The organism is Actinomadura violacea, from assembly GCF_017573465.1.
Taxonomy (GTDB): Bacteria; Actinomycetota; Actinomycetes; order Streptosporangiales; family Streptosporangiaceae; genus Spirillospora; species Spirillospora violacea.
Genome location: NZ_JAGEPF010000022.1, coordinates 1 through 20,129 on the forward strand (window position 1 = coordinate 1; position 20,129 = coordinate 20,129).

General features: G+C 75.0%; 20 protein-coding genes and 1 rRNA gene. 15 read left to right on the forward strand and 6 right to left on the reverse strand.

The features are described from left to right. The first annotated feature begins 10 nt into the window (after positions 1-10). Positions 11-127 (forward strand): 5S ribosomal RNA (gene rrf / locus J4709_RS33075). Between the two features lie 97 nt (positions 128-224). Here rrf and J4709_RS33080 read toward each other — a convergent pair. Continuing rightward, positions 225-1,766 (reverse strand): hypothetical protein, encoded by a 1,542-nt coding sequence (locus tag J4709_RS33080; RefSeq protein WP_208247076.1) that lies wholly within the window; start codon positions 1,764-1,766, stop codon positions 225-227. Here J4709_RS33080 and J4709_RS53855 point away from each other — a divergent pair. Both J4709_RS53855 and J4709_RS33090 read left to right on the forward strand, forming a co-directional pair. Next, on the forward strand, positions 1,755-2,702 hold the full coding sequence (locus J4709_RS53855; protein WP_307801755.1) for a hypothetical protein: 948 nt from the start codon (positions 1,755-1,757) through the stop codon (positions 2,700-2,702). The two genes, J4709_RS33080 and J4709_RS53855, sit on opposite strands and share 12 nt — an antisense overlap. A 133-nt stretch (positions 2,703-2,835) precedes the next feature. Continuing rightward, entirely contained in the window at positions 2,836-3,639 is an 804-nt protein-coding gene (locus J4709_RS33090; protein WP_208246679.1) for an SAM-dependent methyltransferase, read from the forward strand. Positions 3,640-3,662: 23 nt separating this feature from the next. Here J4709_RS33090 and J4709_RS33095 read toward each other — a convergent pair whose 3' ends face one another. Then, positions 3,663-4,493 (reverse strand): alpha/beta fold hydrolase, encoded by an 831-nt coding sequence (locus J4709_RS33095; protein ID WP_208246680.1) that lies wholly within the window; start codon positions 4,491-4,493, stop codon positions 3,663-3,665. Between the two features lie 54 nt (positions 4,494-4,547). Between J4709_RS33095 and J4709_RS33100 the strand changes: the two genes are divergently transcribed. Both J4709_RS33100 and J4709_RS33105 read left to right on the forward strand, forming a co-directional pair. Next, positions 4,548-5,147, forward strand: coding sequence for a TetR/AcrR family transcriptional regulator (locus J4709_RS33100; RefSeq protein ID WP_232384420.1), 600 nt, complete (start codon positions 4,548-4,550; stop codon positions 5,145-5,147). A gap of 66 nt (positions 5,148-5,213) precedes the next feature. Continuing rightward, entirely contained in the window at positions 5,214-6,074 is an 861-nt protein-coding gene (locus J4709_RS33105; RefSeq protein WP_208246684.1) for a dienelactone hydrolase family protein, read from the forward strand. A gap of 6 nt (positions 6,075-6,080) precedes the next feature. Here the strand turns inward: J4709_RS33105 and J4709_RS33110 are convergent, their stop codons facing one another. The 3 genes from J4709_RS33110 to J4709_RS33120 are packed head-to-tail and all read right to left on the reverse strand — an operon-like array spanning position 6,081 to position 8,820. Continuing rightward, a complete protein-coding gene (locus J4709_RS33110; RefSeq protein ID WP_208246686.1) occupies positions 6,081-7,016 on the reverse strand; it encodes an MBL fold metallo-hydrolase in 936 nt (311 codons plus the stop codon). A gap of 59 nt (positions 7,017-7,075) precedes the next feature. Further along, entirely contained in the window at positions 7,076-7,480 is a 405-nt protein-coding gene (locus J4709_RS33115) for an NUDIX hydrolase (protein WP_208246688.1), read from the reverse strand. After that, positions 7,477-8,820: a DUF1015 family protein gene (locus J4709_RS33120; protein WP_208246690.1), complete on the reverse strand. Its 1,344-nt coding sequence runs from the start codon at positions 8,818-8,820 to the stop codon at positions 7,477-7,479. Before J4709_RS33120 ends, J4709_RS33115 begins: the two co-directional genes overlap by 4 nt. 72 nt (positions 8,821-8,892) lie before the next feature. Between J4709_RS33120 and J4709_RS33125 the strand changes: the two genes are divergently transcribed. Continuing rightward, the gene (locus tag J4709_RS33125; RefSeq protein ID WP_208246692.1) at positions 8,893-9,336 is read left to right on the forward strand and encodes a tetratricopeptide repeat protein; all 444 of its coding nucleotides are present in this window, start codon (positions 8,893-8,895) and stop codon (positions 9,334-9,336) included. 71 nt (positions 9,337-9,407) lie between these two features. Beyond that, positions 9,408-10,421, forward strand: a complete 1,014-nt coding sequence (locus J4709_RS33130) for an HAD-IIA family hydrolase (protein ID WP_208246702.1) — start codon at positions 9,408-9,410, stop codon at positions 10,419-10,421. Positions 10,422-10,481: 60 nt separating this feature from the next. Here J4709_RS33130 and J4709_RS33135 read toward each other — a convergent pair whose 3' ends face one another. After that, a complete protein-coding gene (locus tag J4709_RS33135; RefSeq protein WP_208246705.1) occupies positions 10,482-10,823 on the reverse strand; it encodes an SCP2 sterol-binding domain-containing protein in 342 nt (113 codons plus the stop codon). 114 nt (positions 10,824-10,937) lie between these two features. On the opposite strand from J4709_RS33135, the gene J4709_RS33140 reads away from it, so the two are divergent. The 8 genes from J4709_RS33140 to murJ all read left to right on the forward strand — a co-directional run bounded on the left by J4709_RS33140 (position 10,938) and on the right by murJ (position 20,127). Then, positions 10,938-11,246 carry a hypothetical protein gene (locus J4709_RS33140; protein ID WP_208246707.1) on the forward strand — a complete coding sequence of 103 codons (309 nt, stop codon included), beginning with the start codon at positions 10,938-10,940 and terminating at the stop codon, positions 11,244-11,246. A gap of 40 nt (positions 11,247-11,286) precedes the next feature. After that, positions 11,287-12,090 carry a TlyA family RNA methyltransferase gene (locus tag J4709_RS33145; RefSeq protein ID WP_208246708.1) on the forward strand — a complete coding sequence of 268 codons (804 nt, stop codon included), beginning with the start codon at positions 11,287-11,289 and terminating at the stop codon, positions 12,088-12,090. A gap of 145 nt (positions 12,091-12,235) precedes the next feature. Next, positions 12,236-13,264: an NAD kinase gene (locus J4709_RS33150; RefSeq protein WP_208246710.1), complete on the forward strand. Its 1,029-nt coding sequence runs from the start codon at positions 12,236-12,238 to the stop codon at positions 13,262-13,264. 58 nt (positions 13,265-13,322) lie between these two features. Beyond that, positions 13,323-15,029: a DNA repair protein RecN gene (recN, locus tag J4709_RS33155; RefSeq protein ID WP_208246713.1), complete on the forward strand. Its 1,707-nt coding sequence runs from the start codon at positions 13,323-13,325 to the stop codon at positions 15,027-15,029. Between the two features lie 114 nt (positions 15,030-15,143). Next, positions 15,144-16,388, forward strand: a complete 1,245-nt coding sequence (gene steA / locus J4709_RS33160; RefSeq protein ID WP_208246715.1) for a putative cytokinetic ring protein SteA — start codon at positions 15,144-15,146, stop codon at positions 16,386-16,388. Beyond that, positions 16,385-17,341: a copper transporter gene (locus tag J4709_RS33165; protein WP_208246717.1), complete on the forward strand. Its 957-nt coding sequence runs from the start codon at positions 16,385-16,387 to the stop codon at positions 17,339-17,341. The genes steA and J4709_RS33165 overlap by 4 nt, the downstream gene beginning before the upstream one ends. 4 nt (positions 17,342-17,345) lie before the next feature. Next, complete coding sequence (locus tag J4709_RS33170) at positions 17,346-18,338, forward strand: hypothetical protein (protein ID WP_232384421.1); 993 nt, start codon at positions 17,346-17,348, stop codon at positions 18,336-18,338. A 58-nt stretch (positions 18,339-18,396) separates the two neighbouring features. Further along, positions 18,397-20,127, forward strand: a complete 1,731-nt coding sequence (gene murJ, locus J4709_RS33175; protein WP_208246719.1) for a murein biosynthesis integral membrane protein MurJ — start codon at positions 18,397-18,399, stop codon at positions 20,125-20,127. The last annotated feature ends 2 nt before the right edge of the window (positions 20,128-20,129 follow it).

Here is a 20,129-nt window from a genome sequence, read left to right on the forward strand (position 1 = left end):
GGGTTGGTCGTTCGGTGGTTTTGGCGGAGGGGAAACACCCGGTCCCATTCCGAACCCGGAAGTTAAGCCCTCCAGCGCCGATGGTACTGCATGGGAGACTGTGTGGGAGAGTAGGACACCGCCGGACATTTTTTGGTCGAGGGTCGCACCCTGTTTTCGGGGGGCGGCCCTCGACGCATGTCATGGGTCTGCCGAAGTAGGCTGCAAGAGTCCATGAACCACCATCAAGAACAGTGACGGACGTGATGAGCGCGGAAGAGGACGGCCGCAGCGACGACAACCGCGGGCGGCGGGGGAAGAACGGCGGGCGCGGGGCGCCCGGCGCTCGTGGGGGCAACGGCGGATCCGGTGCGCGCGGGAGCGGCGGTCCTCGCGGATCCGCGCCTCGCAACGGCGGCCCGAAGGCCGGCCGGGGGCGTCCGGGCGGCGGCGGTGGTGGCTGGAAGGGCCGCGACGGCGGGGGCCGGCGCGACGATCGGCCGTCCGGCCGCCCGTTCCAGGGGAACGACGACCGTCGCGGTGGCGAGGGGAACTCCCGCGACCGTCGCGATGACCGGTCCGGAAGCGGCCGCGGCGGCGAGAACCGCTTCGGCGGCCCGCGCGGTGCCGGTGGCGAACGGCGGAACGCGGGGCCCCGTGATGAGCGGCGCTCCGGCGCGCCCGGCGGTCCGCGCGGCGGCAAGCCCGGCCAGCGCGGCCCCCGTACGGGTCCGGGCGCTGGCGGCGGCCGTTTCGGTGGCAGTCAGGGCCCGCGTGGCGAGGCTCGCGAAGAGCGCTTCGGCGGCCCCCGGGGGGAGCGCCGCGATGGCGGCTTCGGTGGTCCGCGCGGTGAGCGACGCGACGACCGTCAGGGCGGCCCGCGTGGCGGTGGCCAGCGTCCGAGCGGAGAGGCGCGCCAAGGTCGCTTCGACGGCCGCAGAGGCGAACGCCGCGAGGGCGGCTTCGGTGGTCCGCGCGGTGAACGCCGTGAGGGCGGGTTCGGTGGTCCGCGCGGTGAGCGGCGTGAAGGTGGGTCTGGCGGCCCGCGCGGCGAACGCCGTGAAGGTGGTTTCGGCGGTCCTCGTGGTGAGCGGCGTGAGGGCGGCTTTGGTGGCCCGCGCGGTGAACGCCGTGAGGGTGGATCCGGCGGTCCTCGTGGTGAGCGGCGTGAAGGTGGCTTTGGTGGTCCGCGCGGTGAACGTCGCGAGGGCGGCTTCGCTGGGCCGCGTGGTGAGCGGCGTGAAGGTGGGTCTGGCGGCCCGCGTGGTGAGCGCCGTGAGGGTGGCTTCGGTGGTTCTCGCGGTCAGCGTCGCGAGGGCGGCTTCGGCGGTCCTCGTGGTGAGCGGCGTGAAGGTGGGTCTGGCGGTCCCCGCGGCGAACGGCGTGGAGGCGGCTTCGGCGGTCCCCGTGGTGAGCGTCGCGAGGGCGGCTTTGGTGGGCCGCGTGGTGAGCGGCGTGAGGGTGGCGGTGGGCGGCCTGGTGGGCCTCGCGAGTCCCGGCCCGGTGGCCGGCAGGGCGAGCGCCGGTTCCAGGACCGCGACGAGCGGGGCGGACGGCCCGGTGGGCGCCGGTTCGAGGGCGACCGGGAACGGCCGCGCGGACAGCGCGACGGCGGATACCGCGGTCGCGGACCCGGGCGTCCCGAGGCGGCCGAGCGTGAGCGTCCGGCGCCCAAGCACGACGATCCGCTGCTGCCCGACGACGTCACCGGCGAGGAGCTGGACGAAGAGGCGCGCGCCGAGCTGCGGACGCTGCCGAAGGACCTCGCGGAGCGCGTGGCGCGCCATCTGGTGATGGCGGGCCGGCTGTCGGAGGACGAGCCGGAGCAGGCGTACAAGCACGCCCGCGCGGCGCGTCGGCTCGCGTCCCGGGTCGGAATCGTCCGGGAGGCCGCCGGGATCGCCGCGTACCAGACGGGCGACTGGGCGGAGGCGCTCGCCGAACTGCGGGCGGCCCGCAGGCTCGGCGCGGGCGACGACTCGTACCTGCCCGTCATGGCCGACTGCGAGCGCGGGCTCGGACGCCCCGAGCGCGCCCTCGACGTGATCAAGTCGCCGGAGGCGGACCGGCTCGACCCGATGGGCCGGGTGGAGCTGCGGATCGTGGAGTCGGGCGTGCGCCGTGACCTCGGCCAGTACGACGCGGCCGTGGTGACGCTGCAGATCCCCGAGCTTCGCGACCGGCGGCTGAGGCCCTGGTCGGCGCGGCTCTTCTACGCCTACGCCGACGCGCTCGCGGAGGCGGGGCGCGGCGAGGAGGCGTCCGACTGGTTCGCCCGCGCGGCCGCCGCGGACCGCGACGGCGAGACCGACGCGGCCGAACGGTACGCGGAGATCGAAGGGCTCCACATCCTCGACACCGAGGAAGGGGACGAGGAGGAGACCGCCGAGGAGACCGAGGCCGCGGCCACGGAGCAGGCAGAGGGCGAGGCCGCGGAGCCGGCCGTGGAGGAGGTCGTCCCGGAGGCGGAGGACGCCACCGAGGAGGCCGTCGACGAGGCGGTGGCGGAGGAGCCGGAGGACGCCGGCGTGCCGGAGATCGTCACGGCGACGGACATCCAGTTCAAGCCCGCCGACCCGGAGATCCTGGAGCCGGCTCCGGACGAGGTTCCCGAGGCGCCCGCGGTGTTCCTCGAGCCCAAGACGGTCGAGCCCGACCAGGGCGTCGCGGAGTCCGAGCCTGAGGCGCCGGGCGACGACGGCGAGCCGGAAACGGGCGCGTGACCTGCTGAGTCGTGTTTCCGGACGCACCGGGGACGGTGCGTCCGGAAACACGACCCGGTCCGCCAGGCCGGCAGAAATGCCGGAAAGAACGGAAGAATGATCTTTCGGCGGGTTTCGGGTTAGGCTGTGCCGCATGACCGCCGGTGAGGAAGAGGCCGCGCCCAAGGGCATCGACGTCGCGACCCCGCACATCGCGCGGATCTACGACTACTGGCTCGGCGGCAAGGACAACTTCGCCTCCGACCGGGCCGCCGCCGAGCAGGTGATGCTCGCGACGCCGACGATCAAGCCGGGCGTCACCGCGAACCGGGCGTTCCTGAGCCGCGCGGTGCGGTCGATGGTCGGGGAGGGCGTCACTCAGTTCCTCGACATCGGCACGGGCATCCCCACCGCGAACAACACGCACATGGTCGCGCAGGCCGCCGCCCCGGAGAGCCGGGTCGTGTACGCCGACAACGACCCGATCGTGCTCGCGCACGCGCGGGCCCTGCTGTCCGGAGTGACCGCGCCGACCTCGTTCGTCGACGCCGACCTGCGCGACACCGGCCGGATCCTGGAGGAGGCCGCGGGGCTGCTCGACTTCGAGCGCCCGGTGGGCCTGCTGCTGATCGCGGTGCTGCACTGCATCCCGGACGACGACGATCCGCAGGGCCTCATCGGCACGCTGCTCGACGCCCTCGCGCCCGGCAGCTTCCTCGCCATCACGCATCCCGGTATCGACCAGCTGCCCGAGCGGATGTCGGCCGCGGAGGACGCGCTCACCAAGGCGATGGGCTTCCGCGTGACGTTCCGCACCCGTGACGGCGTCGAGGCGTTCTTCTCCGGGCTCGACCTGCTCGAGCCCGGCGTCGTCCCCGTGCAGGACTGGCGGCCAGACGCGGACGCGACGCCGTCCGCCACGACCGGCATGTGGGGCGGCGTGGCCCGCAAGAAGTGAGCGCCCGCGAGCCTTGAGCGGGGTCAGCGGGTGAGGAACGCGCCAATCTCGCGGGCCACGGTCTCGGGTTCGTCAAGCATCGACAGGACGTAGGCGCCGGGCACCTCGGCGTACCGGCCGGCGGGCAGCAGTTCGGCGAGGCGGCGGCCGTGCTCGGGCGGCATCACCCGGTTGTCGGGCGACCAGAGGACGAGCGCCGGGCCGGTGAATCCGCGCAGCGCCTCGGTGTCGCGGACGAGTTCGGACTCGACGAGCGGGGTGCGGCAGTACGCCTGCAGGTCGCGAACGACGCCGCGGTCGCGCAGCACCGGTTCCGTCCAGCGGCGGACGAGGTCGTCCGGGACGGGCCGGCGGGCCATCTGCCCGAACAGGAGGGGGAGCCGCCGGAGGCGGGCGATGCGCAGCTGCCGGGCGACCAGGCGGAACGCGCCGGGGACCCGTTTGGCGATCTTCAGCATCCGGCCGGGCAGTCCGGGCGGGAAGTTGCCGAACGCCTCGCACGGCAGGACGACGAGCCGGGAGACCCGCTGGTCGAGGCCGTGCGCGGTGAGGAACAGCGCGCCGCCCCAGTCGGCGTGGACGAGCGTGACGTCCCGCAGGTCGAGGGCGTCGAGGAGGTCGGCGACGATGCGGACCTGCCCGCGCAGCGTGAGGTCCGCCCCATCCTTCATCGGGCGGCGGTGCGCGCCGAGCGGCAGGACGGGCCGCAGGTAGGTGAAGCCCTCCGGGAGGAGCGGCAGCACGCGGTCCCAGAGGGTGTGGTCCATCAGCAGGCCGTGCAGCAGCACGACCGGCGGGCCGGAGCCGGTCTCGTCGTACTCGATGACTCCGGCGGACACCTCGACGTGCTTCACCGCGGCCTCCCACTAGAACGATCTCTCTAGAGAGACCGTTCTATCATGTGGGTCATGCGCACCGATGAGCGGATCACGCTGGCGATGGCCGAGCTGCTGCGCAGGCAGGGGTACGCGGCGACGGGCGTCAACCAGCTCGCCCGGGCGGCGGACGCGCCGACCGGCTCGATCTACCACCACTTCAAGGGCGGGAAGCGGGAGGTCGCGGAGGCCGCGCTGCGCAGCACCGGCGCCGCCTACATCCGGTTGCTGCCGCTGCTGCTCGACCCTTATGAGGATCTGGTGGAGGGCATCGAGGCGGCGTTCGCGGCGGCGGGCGAGGACATGCGCGGCACCGGCTGGGCGAACATGTGCCCCGTCGGCACCGTGACGGGCGAGGTCGCCGACGTCGAGCCGCGGCTGCGGGAGGTGGCCGGCGAGGTGATGGCGGGCTGGATCGAGGAGGGGACCCGCTACCTGGCGGGGCGCGGGCTGTCCGAACCCGGCGCGCGCAGCGCGATGTACGCGCTGCTCGCCGCGCTGGAGGGCGCGTTCATCCTGGCCCGCGGCCTGCGTTCGGTGGAGCCGTTCGCGGCGGCCGGACGGTCGGTCGCGGCCTACGTCGCGGCGCTGGGCGATCGGGCGGCGGAGCCGGGCGGGGCAATTATTCGATAGTGTGTCAATAACTCTGCTGCGCGGCCCGTGCGAGGCCGCGTCCGGTGCGACGGAAGGGCCCGCGACATGGCCGACGACAGCATGTCCGACTTCACCCGCGGGACGTTCGCGCACGGCGGCGCGTCCCACCGGGTGTTCCGGTCGGGGACCGGGCCCGCCGTCATCGTGATGGCGGAGATCCCGGGCATCACCCCGAAGGTGCTCGCGTTCGCCCGCCGCGTCCGCGACCTGGGCCTCACCGCCGTGCTGCCCGACCTGTTCGGGACGGCCGGACGCGACCCCGACCCCGCCGCGCACGGGTGGACCGGCACGATCGGCTACGGCGTCCGCGCCATGGCGCCGCTCTGCGTCCGGCGCGAGTTCACCAAGCTCGCGACGGGGAAGACCTCGCCGATCGTGACGTGGCTGCGCGCCCTGGCCGCGCACGAGCACGCCGAATGCGGCGGTCCGGGCGTCGGCGCCGTCGGCATGTGCTTCACCGGCGGCTTCGCGCTGGCGATGGCCGCCGACGACCGGCTCCTCGCGGCCGTGCTGTCCCAGCCGTCGATGCCGCTGCCGGTCACCCGGGCGCAGCGCGGCTCGATCGACATCTCGCCGGCCGACCTCGCCGCCGTCAAGCGCCGCGGCGCGGACGACCTGCGGGTGCTGGGCCTGCGGTTCCGCGGCGACCGGCTCGTCCCCGGCGAACGCTTCGACTTCCTGCGCCGCCAGCTCGGCGACGCGTTCGTCGCCGTCGAACTCGATGACTCGGCGGCGAATCCGGACGGCCTGCTGAGGCCGCACTCCGTCCTCACCGAGCACCTCATCGACGAGCCGGGCCAGCCCACGCGCGACGCGCTGGATCAGGTCCTCGAACTGCTGCGCTCCCGCCTGCTCCAGCCGGAGGACGGCGGCCCGTCCGCCGCGGAGACGGCCCAGGTGCCGTAGCGCGGCTCAGGCGTGCCGGTCCAGGGCGTGCATGATGCCCGCGACGTTGTTGGCCGGGCTGTTGAGGACGTCGTACTTGGCGGCCAGCTCGGGATCGAGGTCGGCGCTGTTGATGGCGTAGCGGTCCCTGGTGCGCTCCACCACCATCGCGACGGCGTGGTCGAGTTCGAGGCCCTGGTCCCGCGCGTCGCGGACCGCGTCGACCCACACGCGCAGCTCCTCGGCGGAGCGTTCCAGCGTGTCCTCGACCTCCGTCACCGGGCCGTAGTGCGCGAACAGCAGCCGCTGCGGGCCGAGGTCGCGGAACTTGCCGAGCGAGGCCAGCGCGGTGTCCAGGTCGAAGTCCGGCGGCGGGGTCGCGGGCCGGACGTCCGCCGTCTCGGGGATGTAGATGCCGGCCGCGTCGCCCACGTACAGGTCGCCGGTGCCGGAGTCGACGAGGCCGACGTGGTGCTTGGCGTGGCCGGGGGAGTAGTACGACTCCAGCCGCCGTCCGCCGCCGAGGTCGATGACGCCGGTGTCCTCGACGGCGCGGATGCGCGCGGAGTCGGTCGGCTTCAGCTCGCCGAACAGGGTGTCGAGGGCGTCGCCCCACACCATGCGGGCGCTGCGCATCAGGCGGGACGGGTCGGCGAGGTGCCGGGCGCCCTTCTCGTGCACGACGATCTCGGCCTGCGGGTACAGCGCGGCGATGTCGCCGACGCCGCCCGCGTGGTCGAGGTGGATGTGGGTGACCACCACGCTCGCGAGGTCGTCCGCGCCGACGCCGAGCTCGTCGAGCGCCCGCCGCACGATGGGCGCCGAGCCGGCGGTGCCCGGCTCGATCAGGCACGGCCGGTCGGCGAGGACGAGATACGCGGCCGTGATGCCCGAATGGCCCGCCAGGAGGGTGTCGATCTCGTAGACGTCTCCGCCGAGCGGCGTGATGTTCGAGGAGTCCATGCGCAGATCATCGCCCCCGGCCGCCGCGTCCGGCCACCCCGGGGCGGCCGGAGGGCGGGTCAGCTCAGCCGGCCCGCCGCGTGCAGGTCGTCGAAGATCAGCTGGTCGACCGGCGACACCCGGTCGCGGTCGGCGTACCCGAGCCAGGCGACCTCCTCGATCTCGCTGCTCGGCGCGGGCGTGCCGGTGTGCTCGGCGGTGTAGCAGGTCATCCGGACGGTGACGCCGCCCGCGTGCCCGTGCGCCTGCGCCTCCCACGTGCCGAGGTGGGCGGCCGTCTCCGGCAGGACGTCGACGGTCAGCTCCTCCTTGACCTCCCGGGCCAGCGTCTGCGCGTCGGACTCGCCGGCCTCGCGCTTCCCGCCGGGCAGGTAGTAGACGTCCTTCCCGCGCGAGCGGGTGCTCAGGATGCGGCCGCCGTCCAGCAGGATCCAGGCGATCTTGTCGATGGTGCGGTCGGTCATCGGTCACCTTCCGGGTCGAGGAGGCGCAGGACGAGGCCCGTCCTGGGCTTGGGGCCGAACGAGGTGGACTTGCGCGGCACCCGCTCGCCGCCGTTCGCGACCGCGAGGACGTCCTCGACCTTCAGCGGGTTGAGGACGACGGCGGTGCCGCCGGCGCGGCGGGCCCGGTCGAGCGCGGCGGACGGGTCGTCGTGCACGACCTCGATGGCGTTCTCGTTCTCGGGGACGTTCCACAGGTCCCCGATGAGCAGGTGGTCGAGGACGGCGGTGTCCAGGCACCGCCAGCGCGCGGAGTGCTCGGACGGCATCACGCGGGCCAGCGCGGCGGGGTCGGGCGAGGTGAGCAGGTGCAGCTTCTCGCTGCCGCCGACCAGGAACGCGGGGCCCTGCGCCTCGCCGAGGGCGCGCACGGCCGGGCTCTCAGACCCGAACTCGGTGACGGCGAACGCCTTGCGCGCGCGCTCGACCGCGTCGCCAGGCGCCAGGCCCGGCAGGACGCGGTGGATCGCGCCGAGATGCGGCGGGAACCGCGTCGAGTCCACGAGCAGCGCCAGGCCGCGGTCCCAGGGGCCGGGACCGTCCCCCGCCGCGTGGTGGCGGGCCTGCAGCGCCCGGTACGTGGCGTAGCGGTGGTGCCCGTCGGCGATCAGCGCCTGCTTCCCCCGCAGGTCGGCGGACACGCGGGCGTGCAGCGCCGGATCGGCGATCCGCCACAGCCGGTGCGTGAGCCCGTCGTCGGCGCGGAAGCCCAGCAGCGGCTCCTCCCGCGCGGCGTCGTCGACGATCCCGGCCGCGTCCCCGCCGCCCTCGTACACCAGGAAGATCGGTTCGAGGTTGGCGCGGGCCGCCGCCATCAGCGCCAGCCGGTCGCGGACCGGGCCGGGGAACACGTTCTCGTGCGGCAGCACGACCCGGTCGGCCTCCGCGCGCAGCCCGAGCGCCCCGATCAGGCCCCGCTGCAGCACCGTCCCGTCCTTGGCCGCCTCGTACACGTACAGGGCCGGGTCGGGGTCGGTTGTGAGCACCCCCTCGGCGAGCCAGCGGCGCAGCGTCTCGCCCGCCTCCCGGTAGCTCTCCCCGGCGGCCCGCGGCATGTTCAGCCGGACGATGTTGTGCCCGCCGCCCGACAGCAGCCGGCCGACCTCCGCGTCGTCCACCAGGTCGTAGGGGGGCGTGGTGACCGCGGCCAGGTCGCCCGCCACCTCGGGGACGAACCGGACGCCGCGGAACGGCGCCAGCTCCAGCCCGCCGCCCGCCGCGGGCCCCGCGGACCCGAAGATCCGGGCGCTGAACTGTTCCGGTCCGAGCCCGGAGGGGAGGTCGTCGTCCACTGTGGGCATGGTAATCAGCGACGGGCCCCCGCGCGTCGGCCGGGTACCGTCGTGGCGATCAAGGTCCGATGGGAGGTCCACATGAGTGTTGAAGGACCGGGACGCCCGGACGATTCCCAGGGCGACGGCCCGGGCGAGCATTCCGCCGCCCCCGGCGGCGGCGTCTACGAGTGGTACACGCGGGGGCTGGAGCTGGTGCGCTCGGGGAGCGCGTCGGCCGCGCTGCAGCTGCTGAGCAGGGCGGCGGAGGCCGAGCCCGCCTCGCACAGCATCCGGGAGGCGCTCGCCCGGGCGCAGTTCGGGGCGCGGCAGTTCGGCGCGGCGGCCGAGAGCTTCCAGAGCATCGTGGAGGAGGAGCCCGCCGAGGACTACGCGCGCTTCGGGTTAGGGTTGTCGCTCAGCCGGATGGGCGACTTCGAGGGCGCGGTCGAGCATCTCGCGCTCGCGGCGGCGATGCGTCCCGAGAACCAGGACTACGCGCGGGCGCTGCGGCACGCCCGGGCGACCCTCGCGTCCCGCAGGTGACCCCCGTCCGCCCCCCGAACGAAGGCCGTGCCCCCGGCGAGCTGTGGCCCCCCGATCCCGAGGAGCGTGCGATGAAGGGCAGTGACCGTCCCCTGAGCGAGGCGTACGACGTCGCCCTGCTGGACCTCGACGGCGTCGTGTACGTCGGGCAGCGGCCCGTCCCGGCGGCGGCCGACGCGCTCGCCAAGGCGCGCGCGGCGGGGCAGCGGCCGGCGTTCGTGACCAACAACGCGTCGCGGACGCCGTCGGCGGTGGCGGCGCTGCTCAACGAGGTCGGCGTCCCCGCGAACGCCGAAGACGTGGTGACCTCCGCGCAGGCCGCCGCCCGGCTGCTGGCCGAGCGGCTGCCCGCCGGGTCGGAGGTGCTGGTGGTCGGCGGGATGGGGCTGCGGCACGCCCTGTACGCGCGGGGCCTGCGGCCGGTGTCGGTGGCGTCCGGGCGTCCCGCCGCGGTCGTGCAGGGCTACGACGTGCGGCTGTCCTACGGGCTGCTGTCGGAGGGCGCCCAGGCCGTCAGCATGGGCGCCCTGTTCGTCGGCTCCAACCGCGACCTGACGATCCCGGGCGGCGGCGGCCCGCTGCACCCCGGCAACGGCGCGCTGCTGCGCGTGATCAGCTCCGCCACGGGCGTCGAGCCGATCGTCACGGGCAAGCCCGAGCGGCCGCTGCACCAGGAGTCGATCATGCGGACGGGCGCCGAGCGGCCCCTGGTCGTCGGCGACCGCCTGGACACCGACATCGAGGGCGCCCACAACGGCGGCGCCGACAGCCTGCTGGTCTTCACCGGCGTGACCGACCACATGCAGGCCCTGACCGCCCCGCCGAACCACCGGCCCACCTACCTCGCGCACGACCTGAACGGCCTGCTCATCCCGCACCCCGAGGTCGCGCGGGACGGCGGCCGGCACTCCTGCGGCGGCTGGACGGTCACCAGGGACGCCGACCGGTTCGGCGTCACCGGCTCGGGCGAGCCCTACGACGGCCTGCGCGCCCTCGCGTCGGCCGCCTGGGAGAACGAGGCCCCGCCGGCGGCGGAGGCGCTCAGCGGCGCGCTGGACGCCCTGGGACTGCCCCGGCTCCGCTGACGGCGCTCGCGGCCCGGGCTGCGCTCGTGACCAGGGCGGTGCTCGCGGCCCGGGCGGCGGTCACAGCAGCCGGCGCAGCCGCAGCAGGTCGAACACGCTCGCCTCGACCCGCAGGCGGCCCGCCGCCCACGCCTTGGCCGGGTTCAGCTCGTCGTGCGCCATGGCGACCAGGTCGTCGCTGTCCACGATCAGGCGGACCTGCGCCGAGGCCGGGTCGGCGGCGGGCTCGAACGGGTCCAGGCCGCCCACGTGCAGCCGCGTCCGGTAGGCCAGCCCGAGATCGGGGATGCGGCAGCTGATCGTGCGCTCGACCACGTGCTCGGCGAACCGGTCGGAGTCCACCTCCGCCAGCCGCTCCGCGATCCGGTCGAGCGCCGTCCGGCAGTCGTCCTCGTTCGCCATGGTCAGGCCGTTCCCCGTTCGATCGGCAACGATGTCGTCCTGGGACGGTAGCGTTCGCAGTGGGCGTGCGGCGACTCGCCGCCCGCGCCGGGGAACCAACGGGAGGTACACGTGATGTCCGACGAGCCCGCGACGACGCCGGATCCGGCGCCGTCCCCGCTCGCCGGGAACGGCGGCGGGGAGCCGGGCGTCCCGGCCGCGCCGCCGCCCGAGCCCACCGGCGACCCGCGGGTGGACGAGGTCCTCGCGCGCCTGGGCGAACTGCCCGGACGGCCCGTCGCCGAGCACGTCGAGATCTTCGCGGACGTCCACCAGCGCCTCCAGGACCTGCTGGCCGGCGCGGAGGGGCCCTCCGCCGAGGCGGGGCCGCCCGTGCCGCCGCCGCGGCCCGCGTTCCCCGACGCGCTGCGCCCCCGCGCATGAGCCCCGCGATCACCATGGTGACGACCACCGGAGCGGGCCGATGGCGGTGAGGAGGCGGCTGGACGCCGAACTGGTGCGCCGCGAGCTCGCCCGGTCCCGGGAGCACGCGAGCCAGCTGATCGCCGACGGCCGGGTCAAGGTCGGCGGGCAGCGCGCGGCCAAGCCCGCGACGCAGGTCGAGACGAGCGCGGCGATCCTCGTCGAGGAGGCCGCCGGGGGGCCCGAGTACGTCTCGCGCGGCGGCCACAAGCTCGCCGGCGCCCTGGAGGCGTTCGAGGGCCTGGCGACCGAGGGCCGCGTCTGCCTGGACGCGGGCGCCTCGACCGGCGGGTTCACCGACGTGCTGCTGCGCGCCGGCGCCGCGCACGTGTACGCCGTCGACGTCGGGTACGGCCAGATCGCCTGGTCGCTGCGGACCGACGAGCGGGTCACGGTGATCGAGCGGGTCAACGTCCGCGACCTCGAGCCGGAAACGCTCGGCGGCGCCCGGCCCGGCCTGGTCGTCGGCGACCTGTCGTTCATCTCGCTCAAGCTCGTCCTCGGGCCCCTGCAGCGCTGCGCGGCCCCGGACGCCGACTACGCGATGATGGTCAAGCCCCAGTTCGAGGTCGGCAAGGACCGGGTCGGCGCCGGCGGCGTCGTCCGCGACCCGGAGTTGCGCGCCGAGGCGGTCCGGGACGTCGCCGGGCACGCCGCGACGCTCGGGCTCGGCGTCCTCGGCGTGGCCGCGAGCCCGCTGCCCGGGCCGTCGGGGAACGTCGAGTACTTCCTGTGGCTGCGCGCCGGCGCCCCGCCGCTCGCCGGCGCCGACCTGGACAAGGCGATCGCGGAGGGCCCGCAGTGATCGCGCGGAGGCGCGCGGCCGTACAGAGGACGTCCGCGGACACGGCGGCCCGCGGAAGGGCGCCCGCGGCGGGAACGCCCGCACGGGGGGCGTTCGTCGAGAGGACGTCGGCACGGCGGGTCGGGCCGGGGAGTGGGGCGAGGGTATGAGCAAGAGGTCGGTGCTGGTCGTGGCGCACACCGGGCGGCCGGAGGCGGTCCGCAGCGCCCAGCTGGTCATCGAGCGGCTCAGCACGGCCGGGATCTGCGTCCGGGTGCTGGACCGCGAGGCCGCCGACATCGGCTGCGCGGGCGTGGACGTGATGCCGAGCACCGCGGCCGCCGCCGAGGGCGCCGAGGTCGTGATGGTGCTCGGCGGCGACGGCACGCTGCTGCGCGCCGCCGACCTCACCCGCACGTCCGGGACGGCGCTGCTCGGCGTGAACCTCGGGCACGTCGGGTTCCTCGCCGAGGCCGAGCGGGAGGATCTCGCCGCCACCGTCGACCGGGTCGTCACCCGCCGCTACGACGTCGAGGAGCGGATGACGATCGACGTCACCGTCCGCCGCAACGGCACGGTGATGGGCGCGACGTGGGCGCTGAACGAGGCCAGTATCGAGAAGGCCGAGCGGGAGCGGATGCTGGAGGTCGTCGCCGAGATCGACGGCCGCCCGCTGTCGAACTGGGGCTGCGACGGGGTGGTGTGCGCCACCCCGACCGGCTCGACCGCGTACGCGTTCTCCGCCGGCGGCCCCGTGGTGTGGCCGGAGGTCGAGGCGATGCTGGTGGTGCCGATCAGCGCGCACTCGCTGTTCGCCCGCCCGCTGGTGGTCTCGCCGCGCTCGCTGGTCGCGGTGGAGGTGCTCGCGGACACGCCGCGCGCGGTGCTGTGGTGCGACGGGCAGCGCACCCTCGACCTGCCGCCCGGCGCGCGGGTCGAGGTGCGGCGCGGCGCGGAGCCGGTCCGGCTCGCCCGGCTGCACCTCACCCCGTTCACCGACCGGCTGGTCACCAAGTTCGGGCTGCCCGTGACGGGCTGGCGCGGCCGGGTCAGGCAGCCCGCGACGCCGTCCCCGGCCGAGGAGATGCCGCAGGTCACGGGGGTCGAGACGATCGGAGGCGGATCCGGGCCCGCGCCGGAGGCGCCCGGTCTCGCCGGGACGGACGGGGGAGCATCCGGCGCACAGAGTGGATAATCTCCACAGGCGCTGATCGGGGATTCGTTTGCGGAGGGTTGTGACGCTGGTGCGTCCGATGGTCGATGAGGTGCGGATCCAGGGCCTCGGCGTGATCGACGAGGCCGTGCTCGATCTGTCGCCGGGGTTCAACGTGGTCACCGGCGAGACCGGGGCCGGCAAGACCATGGTGGTGACGAGCCTGGGGCTGCTGTTCGGCGGCCGCGCCGACCCGCAGCGGGTCCGGCCGGGCGCGGGCCGCGCCACCGTGGAGGGCCGGATCGTGGTCGACCCGGGCGGCCGCGCGGTCGAGCGGGTCGAGGAGTCCGGCGGCGAGCTGGACGAGGGCGCGCTGATCGTGACCCGGTCGGTGTCGGCGGAGGGCCGCTCCCGGGCGTTCCTGGGCGGCCGGTCCGTTCCGGTGAGCGTGCTGATCACCCTCGCCGACGATCTGGTCGCCGTGCACGGCCAGTCCGACCAGCAGCGGCTGCTGCAGGCCGGGCGGCAGCGCGGCGCCCTCGACCGGTACGCGGGCGGTTCCCTCACCAAGCCGATGCGCGCCTACACCAAGGCCTACCAGCGGCACCGGCAGGTGAGCGCGTTGCTGGAGGAGCTGACGACCCGGTCGCGTGAGCGCGCGCAGGAGGCCGACGTGCTCCGCTTCGGCCTGGAGGAGATCGAGAAGGTCGACCCCAAGGACGGCGAGGACGTCGACCTCGCCGCCGAGGAGGAGCGGCTCGGGCACGCCGACGCGCTGCGCGGCGCCGCCGACACCGCGCACGAGGCGCTGCTCGGCGACGCGGCCGCCGCGTTCGAGGCCGCGAACGTCACGAGCCTGCTCGGCCAGGCGCGCAACGCCCTGGAGGCCGTCCGCGAGCACGACCCGGACCTCGCGGCGCTCGCCGACCGGCTCGCCGAGGCCGGCTACCTCGTCACCGACGTCGGCACCGACCTGGCGTCCTACGCCGAGTCCGTGGACGCCGACCCGGCGCGGCTCGCTGTCGTCCAGGAGCGGCGCGCCGAGCTGACCTCGCTGGTCCGCAAGTACGGCGGCGCGGAGGGCACGGTCGCCGAGGTGCTGGAGTGGGCGCGCCGGTCCGCGGCGCGCCTCACCGAGCTGGACGGCGACGACGGCCGCATCGAGGAGCTGCGCGCCGAGCACGCCGAGCTGGCCGAGCGGCTCGCCGCCGAGGCGGCGGAGCTGACCGCGGTCCGCGGCCGCGCCGCCGAGCGGTTCTCCGACGCGGTCACCGCGGAGCTGACCGCGCTGGCGATGCCGCACGCCCGCGTCGTGGTGACCGTCACCCCCACCGGCGACTACGGCCCGCACGGCGTCGACGAGGTGGAGGTGCGGCTCGCCCCGCACCCCGGCGCCCCGCCGCTGCCGCTGCACAAGGGCGCCTCGGGTGGCGAGCTGTCCCGGGTGATGCTGGCGATCGAGGTGGTGTTCGCCGGCGCCGACCCCGTCCCGACGTTCGTGTTCGACGAGGTCGACGCGGGCGTCGGCGGCAAGGCGGCGGTGGAGATCGGCCGCCGCCTGGCCCGGCTGGCCCGCAACGCGCAGGTGATCGTCGTCACGCACCTGCCGCAGGTCGCCGCGTTCGCCGACCAGCACCTGCTGGTGGAGAAGTCCGACGACGGCACCGTCACCAGCAGCGGCGTCACCGCGCTGGACCGGGAGGGGCGGATCCGGGAGCTGTCCCGGATGCTCGCCGGCCTGGAGGACTCCGAGCTCGGCCGGGCGCACGCCGAGGAACTGCTGGCCATGGCCGCCGAGGAACGCTAGCGCACGTCCGAACAGGGAGAACGCACAAGTGAACACGGTCCGCGACGGTGCTGACACGCCCCGTCGATCGCCGCTGCGGCTCTTTACTCGCGTGCTCTGGCAGGATGGCAGGCGATGAACGAACCGGCTCCCACCACCGAGCGGCGCGCCCGGCTGACGCAGCGGCTGACGCTGCCGCGCCGCGTGCTCGCGCTCGGCCGCGGCCGCGAGGACGGCCGGCAGGGGGTCAGCGCGACCGTCCGGCTGGACCGCCGCACCAAGGACCTGACCAAGCGGCTGCAGCCCGGCGAGGTCGCCGTGATCGACCACGTCGACCTCGACCGGGTCAGCGCCGAGGCGCTGGTGTCGTGCCAGGTCGGCGCGGTGGTGAACGTCGCGCCGAGCATCTCGGGCCGGTACCCGAACCTCGGCCCGCAGATCCTGGTGGACGCCGGCGTCCCGCTCATCGACGACGTCGGCCCGGAGATCTTCGGCAAGCTGCACGAGGGCGACCAGGTCCGGGTCGAGGGGGAGTGCGTCCACCTCGGCGAGGACGTCGTCGCCAAGGGCACCGAGCAGACCGCCGAGACGGTCGAGACGGCGCTCACCGAGGCCAAGGCGGGGCTCGCCAGCCAGCTCGAGGCGTTCGTCGCCAACACGATGGAGTACGTCAAGCGCGAGCGCGACCTGCTCATCGACGGCGTCGGCGTGCCCGACGTGGCCACCAAGATCAACGGCCGGCACGCGCTGATCGTGGTCCGCGGCTACCACTACCGCGAGGACATCGCGACGCTGCGGCCCTACATCCGCGAGTACCGGCCGGTGCTGATCGGGGTGGACGGCGGCGCGGACGCGCTGCTGGAGGCCGGCTACCGCCCCGACATGATCGTCGGCGACATGGACTCGGTCTCCGACGACGCGCTGACCTGCGGCGCGGAGATCGTCGTGCACGCCTACCGGGACGGGCGGGCGCCCGGGCTGAAGCGCGTGCACGAGCTGGGCCAGGAGGCCGTGGTGTTCCCCGCCACGGCCACCAGCGAGGACATCGCGATGCTGCTCGCCGACGACAAGGGCGCCACCCTGATCGTCGCGGTCGGCACGCACGCCAACATGGTCGAGTTCCTCGACAAGGGCCGCGCCGGCATGGCCAGCACGTTCCTCACCCGGCTGCGGGTCGGCAGCAAGCTGGTGGACGCCAAGGGCGTCTCCCGGCTCTACCGCAGCCGGATCTCCACCTGGTCGCTGCTGTTCCTCGTCCTCGGCGCCTTCGTCGCCATCGTCACCGCCGTCGCCATGTCCCCGGCGGGGGACGTCATCAGTCCCCTGCTGGCCGACCGCTGGCACGCCTTCGTCTTCTGGCTGACCGGACTCTTCACGTGATCGATTTCCGCTATCACCTCGTCTCCATCGTCGCGATCTTCCTCGCGCTGGCGCTCGGCATCGTGCTGGGCTCCACCACCCTGTCCAACTCGGTCGGCGACACGCTGCGCAAGCAGGCGAGCTCGGCGGCCAAGAGCGCCCAGGAGGCGCGGGTCGCGCAGCGCCAGCTGCAGCACCAGGTGGGCGGCGAGGAGCAGTTCAGCAAGGTGCTGTCGCCGCAGCTCGTCGCGGACCGGCTGAAGGGCCAGTCCGTCGTCATGCTCGAGACGCCGGGCGCGGGCAGCGACAGCATCGACCAGGTCAGCGAGCTGGCCAAGGACGCCGGCGCCGCCGTCACCGGCCGGGTCACGATCCAGAAGAAGCTGCTGGACGACGGCCAGCAGACCACCCTGGACGAGCTGTCCACCCAGCTGAAGAGCGACGGCGTGCAGTTCCCGTCGGGCGCCAGCGCCTACGACAAGGCGGGCGCGGTGCTGGCGGACGCGCTGCTCACCCGCGACCCCGCCAAGACCGGCCGCGAGGACGCCGCCGGCGGCGCCGTGCTCAGCGGCTTCAAGCAGGCCGGCTACATCACCACCAGCGGCAAGCCGGGCCAGCACGCCACCCTCGCCGTCATGGTCGCCCCGGCCAACCCCTACACCTACGAGGGCGGGGACCAGGCGAACAAGGCACTGATCTCGCTGGCCGCCGCACTCGACGGCGCCGGTCGCGGTACGGTCGTCGGAGGCCCGGTCACCTCCGCGCAGGAGGGCGGGCTGATCGCTGCGCTGCGCGACTCCGACGCCGGCGACTCGGTCTCCGCCGTCGACATGGTGGACACCTCGTCCGGGCAGGTCGTGACGATCCTGGCGCTGCAGAACGAGCTGAACGGCAAGTCCGGACAGTACGGGACGGGCGCCGGCGCGAGCGGCTACCTGCCCTCGCCCGCGCCCACGGCGGGGAAGAGCGGGTGACCTGATGAACCGACGCATCGCCTCGGGTTCGGCGAGGGGCGCGCGGCTGCTGGCGGGGATGGGCCTCGGCGCCGTCGCGGCGCGCGCCGCGTACGTCGCGCTGACGCGGCGCCCGCCGGGCCTCAACGGCCTGCCGGGCGAGGAGGTGTGGGACCGCACCAACCACCGCGGCGAGCCGGTCACGCTGCTGGAGGGCCCCGCGCTCGTCGCGGGCGCCGCCGCGGCCGGGCTGCTGACCCCGGGCGCCACCGGCCGGACCCGCGCCGCCGCGCTGCTCGCCGGCGCCGCGTCCGGGATCCTCGGCGGCTACGACGACCTGGCGGGCTCGGCGTCCTCGCGCGGCTTCAAGGGCCATCTCGGCGCGCTCGCCCGCGGCGAGGTGACCAGCGGCGCGGTCAAGATCCTCGGTATCGGCGCGACCGGGCTGGCCGCCGCCGCGCTCGCCGGCTCGCCCGCCCCGACGCGGCGCGGCCGCGCGTTCGACACCGCCGTGAACGGCGTGATCGTCGCCGGGAGCGCCAACCTGATGAACCTGTTCGACCTGCGGCCCGGCCGCGCGATCAAGGTCGGCGTGCTCACCGGCGCGCCGCTGGCGCTGGCCCGGCCGGCCGCGGCCGTCGTCGCCGCGCCGCTCGGCGCCGCCGCCGCGCTGCTGCCCGAGGACCTCGCCGAGCGGGCGATGCTCGGCGACACCGGCTCCAACGCGCTCGGCGCGCTGCTCGGCCTGGCCGCGACGCGGCTCGGCCGCGGCCCCCGGCTGGCCGTCCTCGGCGGGCTCGTCGCGCTGAACGCGGCCAGCGAGTTCGTCAGCTTCACCAAGGTCATCGCGGCGAACCCGGTGCTGAACAAGATCGACATGCTCGGCCGCCGCCCGGTCGCGGCGCCCCGCCCCGCGGCCCCCGCCGCCGACAAGCCGGACATGGAGGACGCGTTCCGGCCGCACGTCCCGCCGCAGCCGGGCCCCGCCGGCAACGGCGTCGCCGCGGACCCCGCATAGGATCGCGGCGGCCCCCGGCCGTCCCGACCGCTCCTTCCTTGACGAGTGCCCCTCACCGATGCCCGCCGACACCCCGTCCCGCACCCCGCCGAGCGACCCGCCGTCGGGCGCCGGGCCGCCCGATGAGCACGACGGCGACGCCGTGACGCCGGCCGCGCGCGGGTCCGCGCTGCGCCGGCTGACCGGCGGCCTCGCCGGCGCGGCCGTCGTCATCGGGATCATTACCGTGCTGGCGCGGCTCGCCGGATTCGGCCGGACGTACTCCTTCTCGCAGACGGTCACCACCTCCTGCCTGAGCCAGGCGTACTTCAGCGCGACGCAGCTGCCCAGCAGCATCTACGAGATCGTCGCGGGCGGCGCGCTGGCCAGCATGGTCGTCCCGGTGCTGGCCGGGCCCGCCGAGCGCGGCGACCGCGCCGAGGTCCGCCGGACGGCGTCGGCGCTGCTGACCTGGATCGTCCTGCTGATGCTGCCGCTCGCGGCGCTGATGGCGGGGCTCTCGCATCCCCTGATGGACCTGGCGGTCTCCAGAGACCTGCAGGGATGCTCGCGCGACGACGTCGTGCGCGTCGGCGGGGACATGCTGGCCATCCAGTCCGTGCAGATGGTGATGTACGGGGCGGCCGTCGTGCTGTACGGGCTGCTGCAGTCGCACCGCCGGTTCGTCGCGCCGGCGCTGGCGCCGCTGCTCTCCAGCCTCGTGGTGATCGGCGCGTACGTGGCGTACGCTCCGCTCGGCAAGGGGTTCGAGAACGACCTGGCCGGGCTGCCGCTGGGCGCCGAGCTGACGCTGTCGGTCGGGACGGCGCTCGGCGGCGTCGCGATGGCGGCGACCGCGGGGGTCGCCGCGTGGCGGCTGCGGCTGCGGCTGCGTCCCACGCTGCGGTTCCCCGACGGGGTGGCGCGGCGCGTGCGGCGGCTGGCCCTGGCGGGGATCGCGACGGTCGCGGCGCAGCAGCTGTCGACGCTGCTGATCGTGCGGCTCAGCTCGCGCGGCACCCGGGGCGCGCTCGCCAACTACCAGTACGCCTGGGCGATCTACCTGCTGCCCTGGGCGATCCTGGCGGTGCCGATCGCCACCAGCGCGTTCCCGATGCTGTCCGCGCGGATGAGCGCCGGAGAGCACCGCCGCTTCGACCAGGTGACCGCCGCGACCACCCGCGCGGTGGTGCTCGTTTCGTGCGCCGGGGCCGCCGTGCTCGCGGCGGTGGCGGTGCCGGTCTCGGTGGTGTTCAACCCCGGTCATCCCGACCAGCAGGAGGTGCTGGCGCGCGCCGTGCTCGCCTTCGCGCCCGGCCTGCTCGGGTACGGGCTGGTCGCGCACCTCGGCCGCGTCCTGTACGCCTGCCACCGCGGCCGGATGGGCGCGATCGCGGTCGTCGCGGGCTGGGTCGTGGTGGCCGCGGTCGACGTCGTGCTCGTGCTGTGGGTCCTCGACCGGAAGTGGGTCGTGGCGGGGCTCGGCGCGGGCAACGCCGTCGGCATGACCGTGGCGGGCGTGCTGCTGGTCGGCACGCTGCTACGCGCCCGCGGCGCCGGTGCCGTGCACGGGCTCGGGCGCGTCCTTGCCGCCGGAGTGCTGGGCGCCGGAGCGGGCGCCGCGGCGGGGTACGGGACGGCCGCGCTGCTCGGCGTCGGCGCGCCCGGCGTGGCCGGGCAGCTCCGCAACATCGGCACGGGGGCGCTGGCCGCGCTGGTCGCCGCCGCCGTGTTCCTGATCATCGCGTTCGTGGTCGACGGCCGGGACCTGCGGGCCGTCCTCACCCGGAAGGTCGCGCGCAGTGCCTGAGG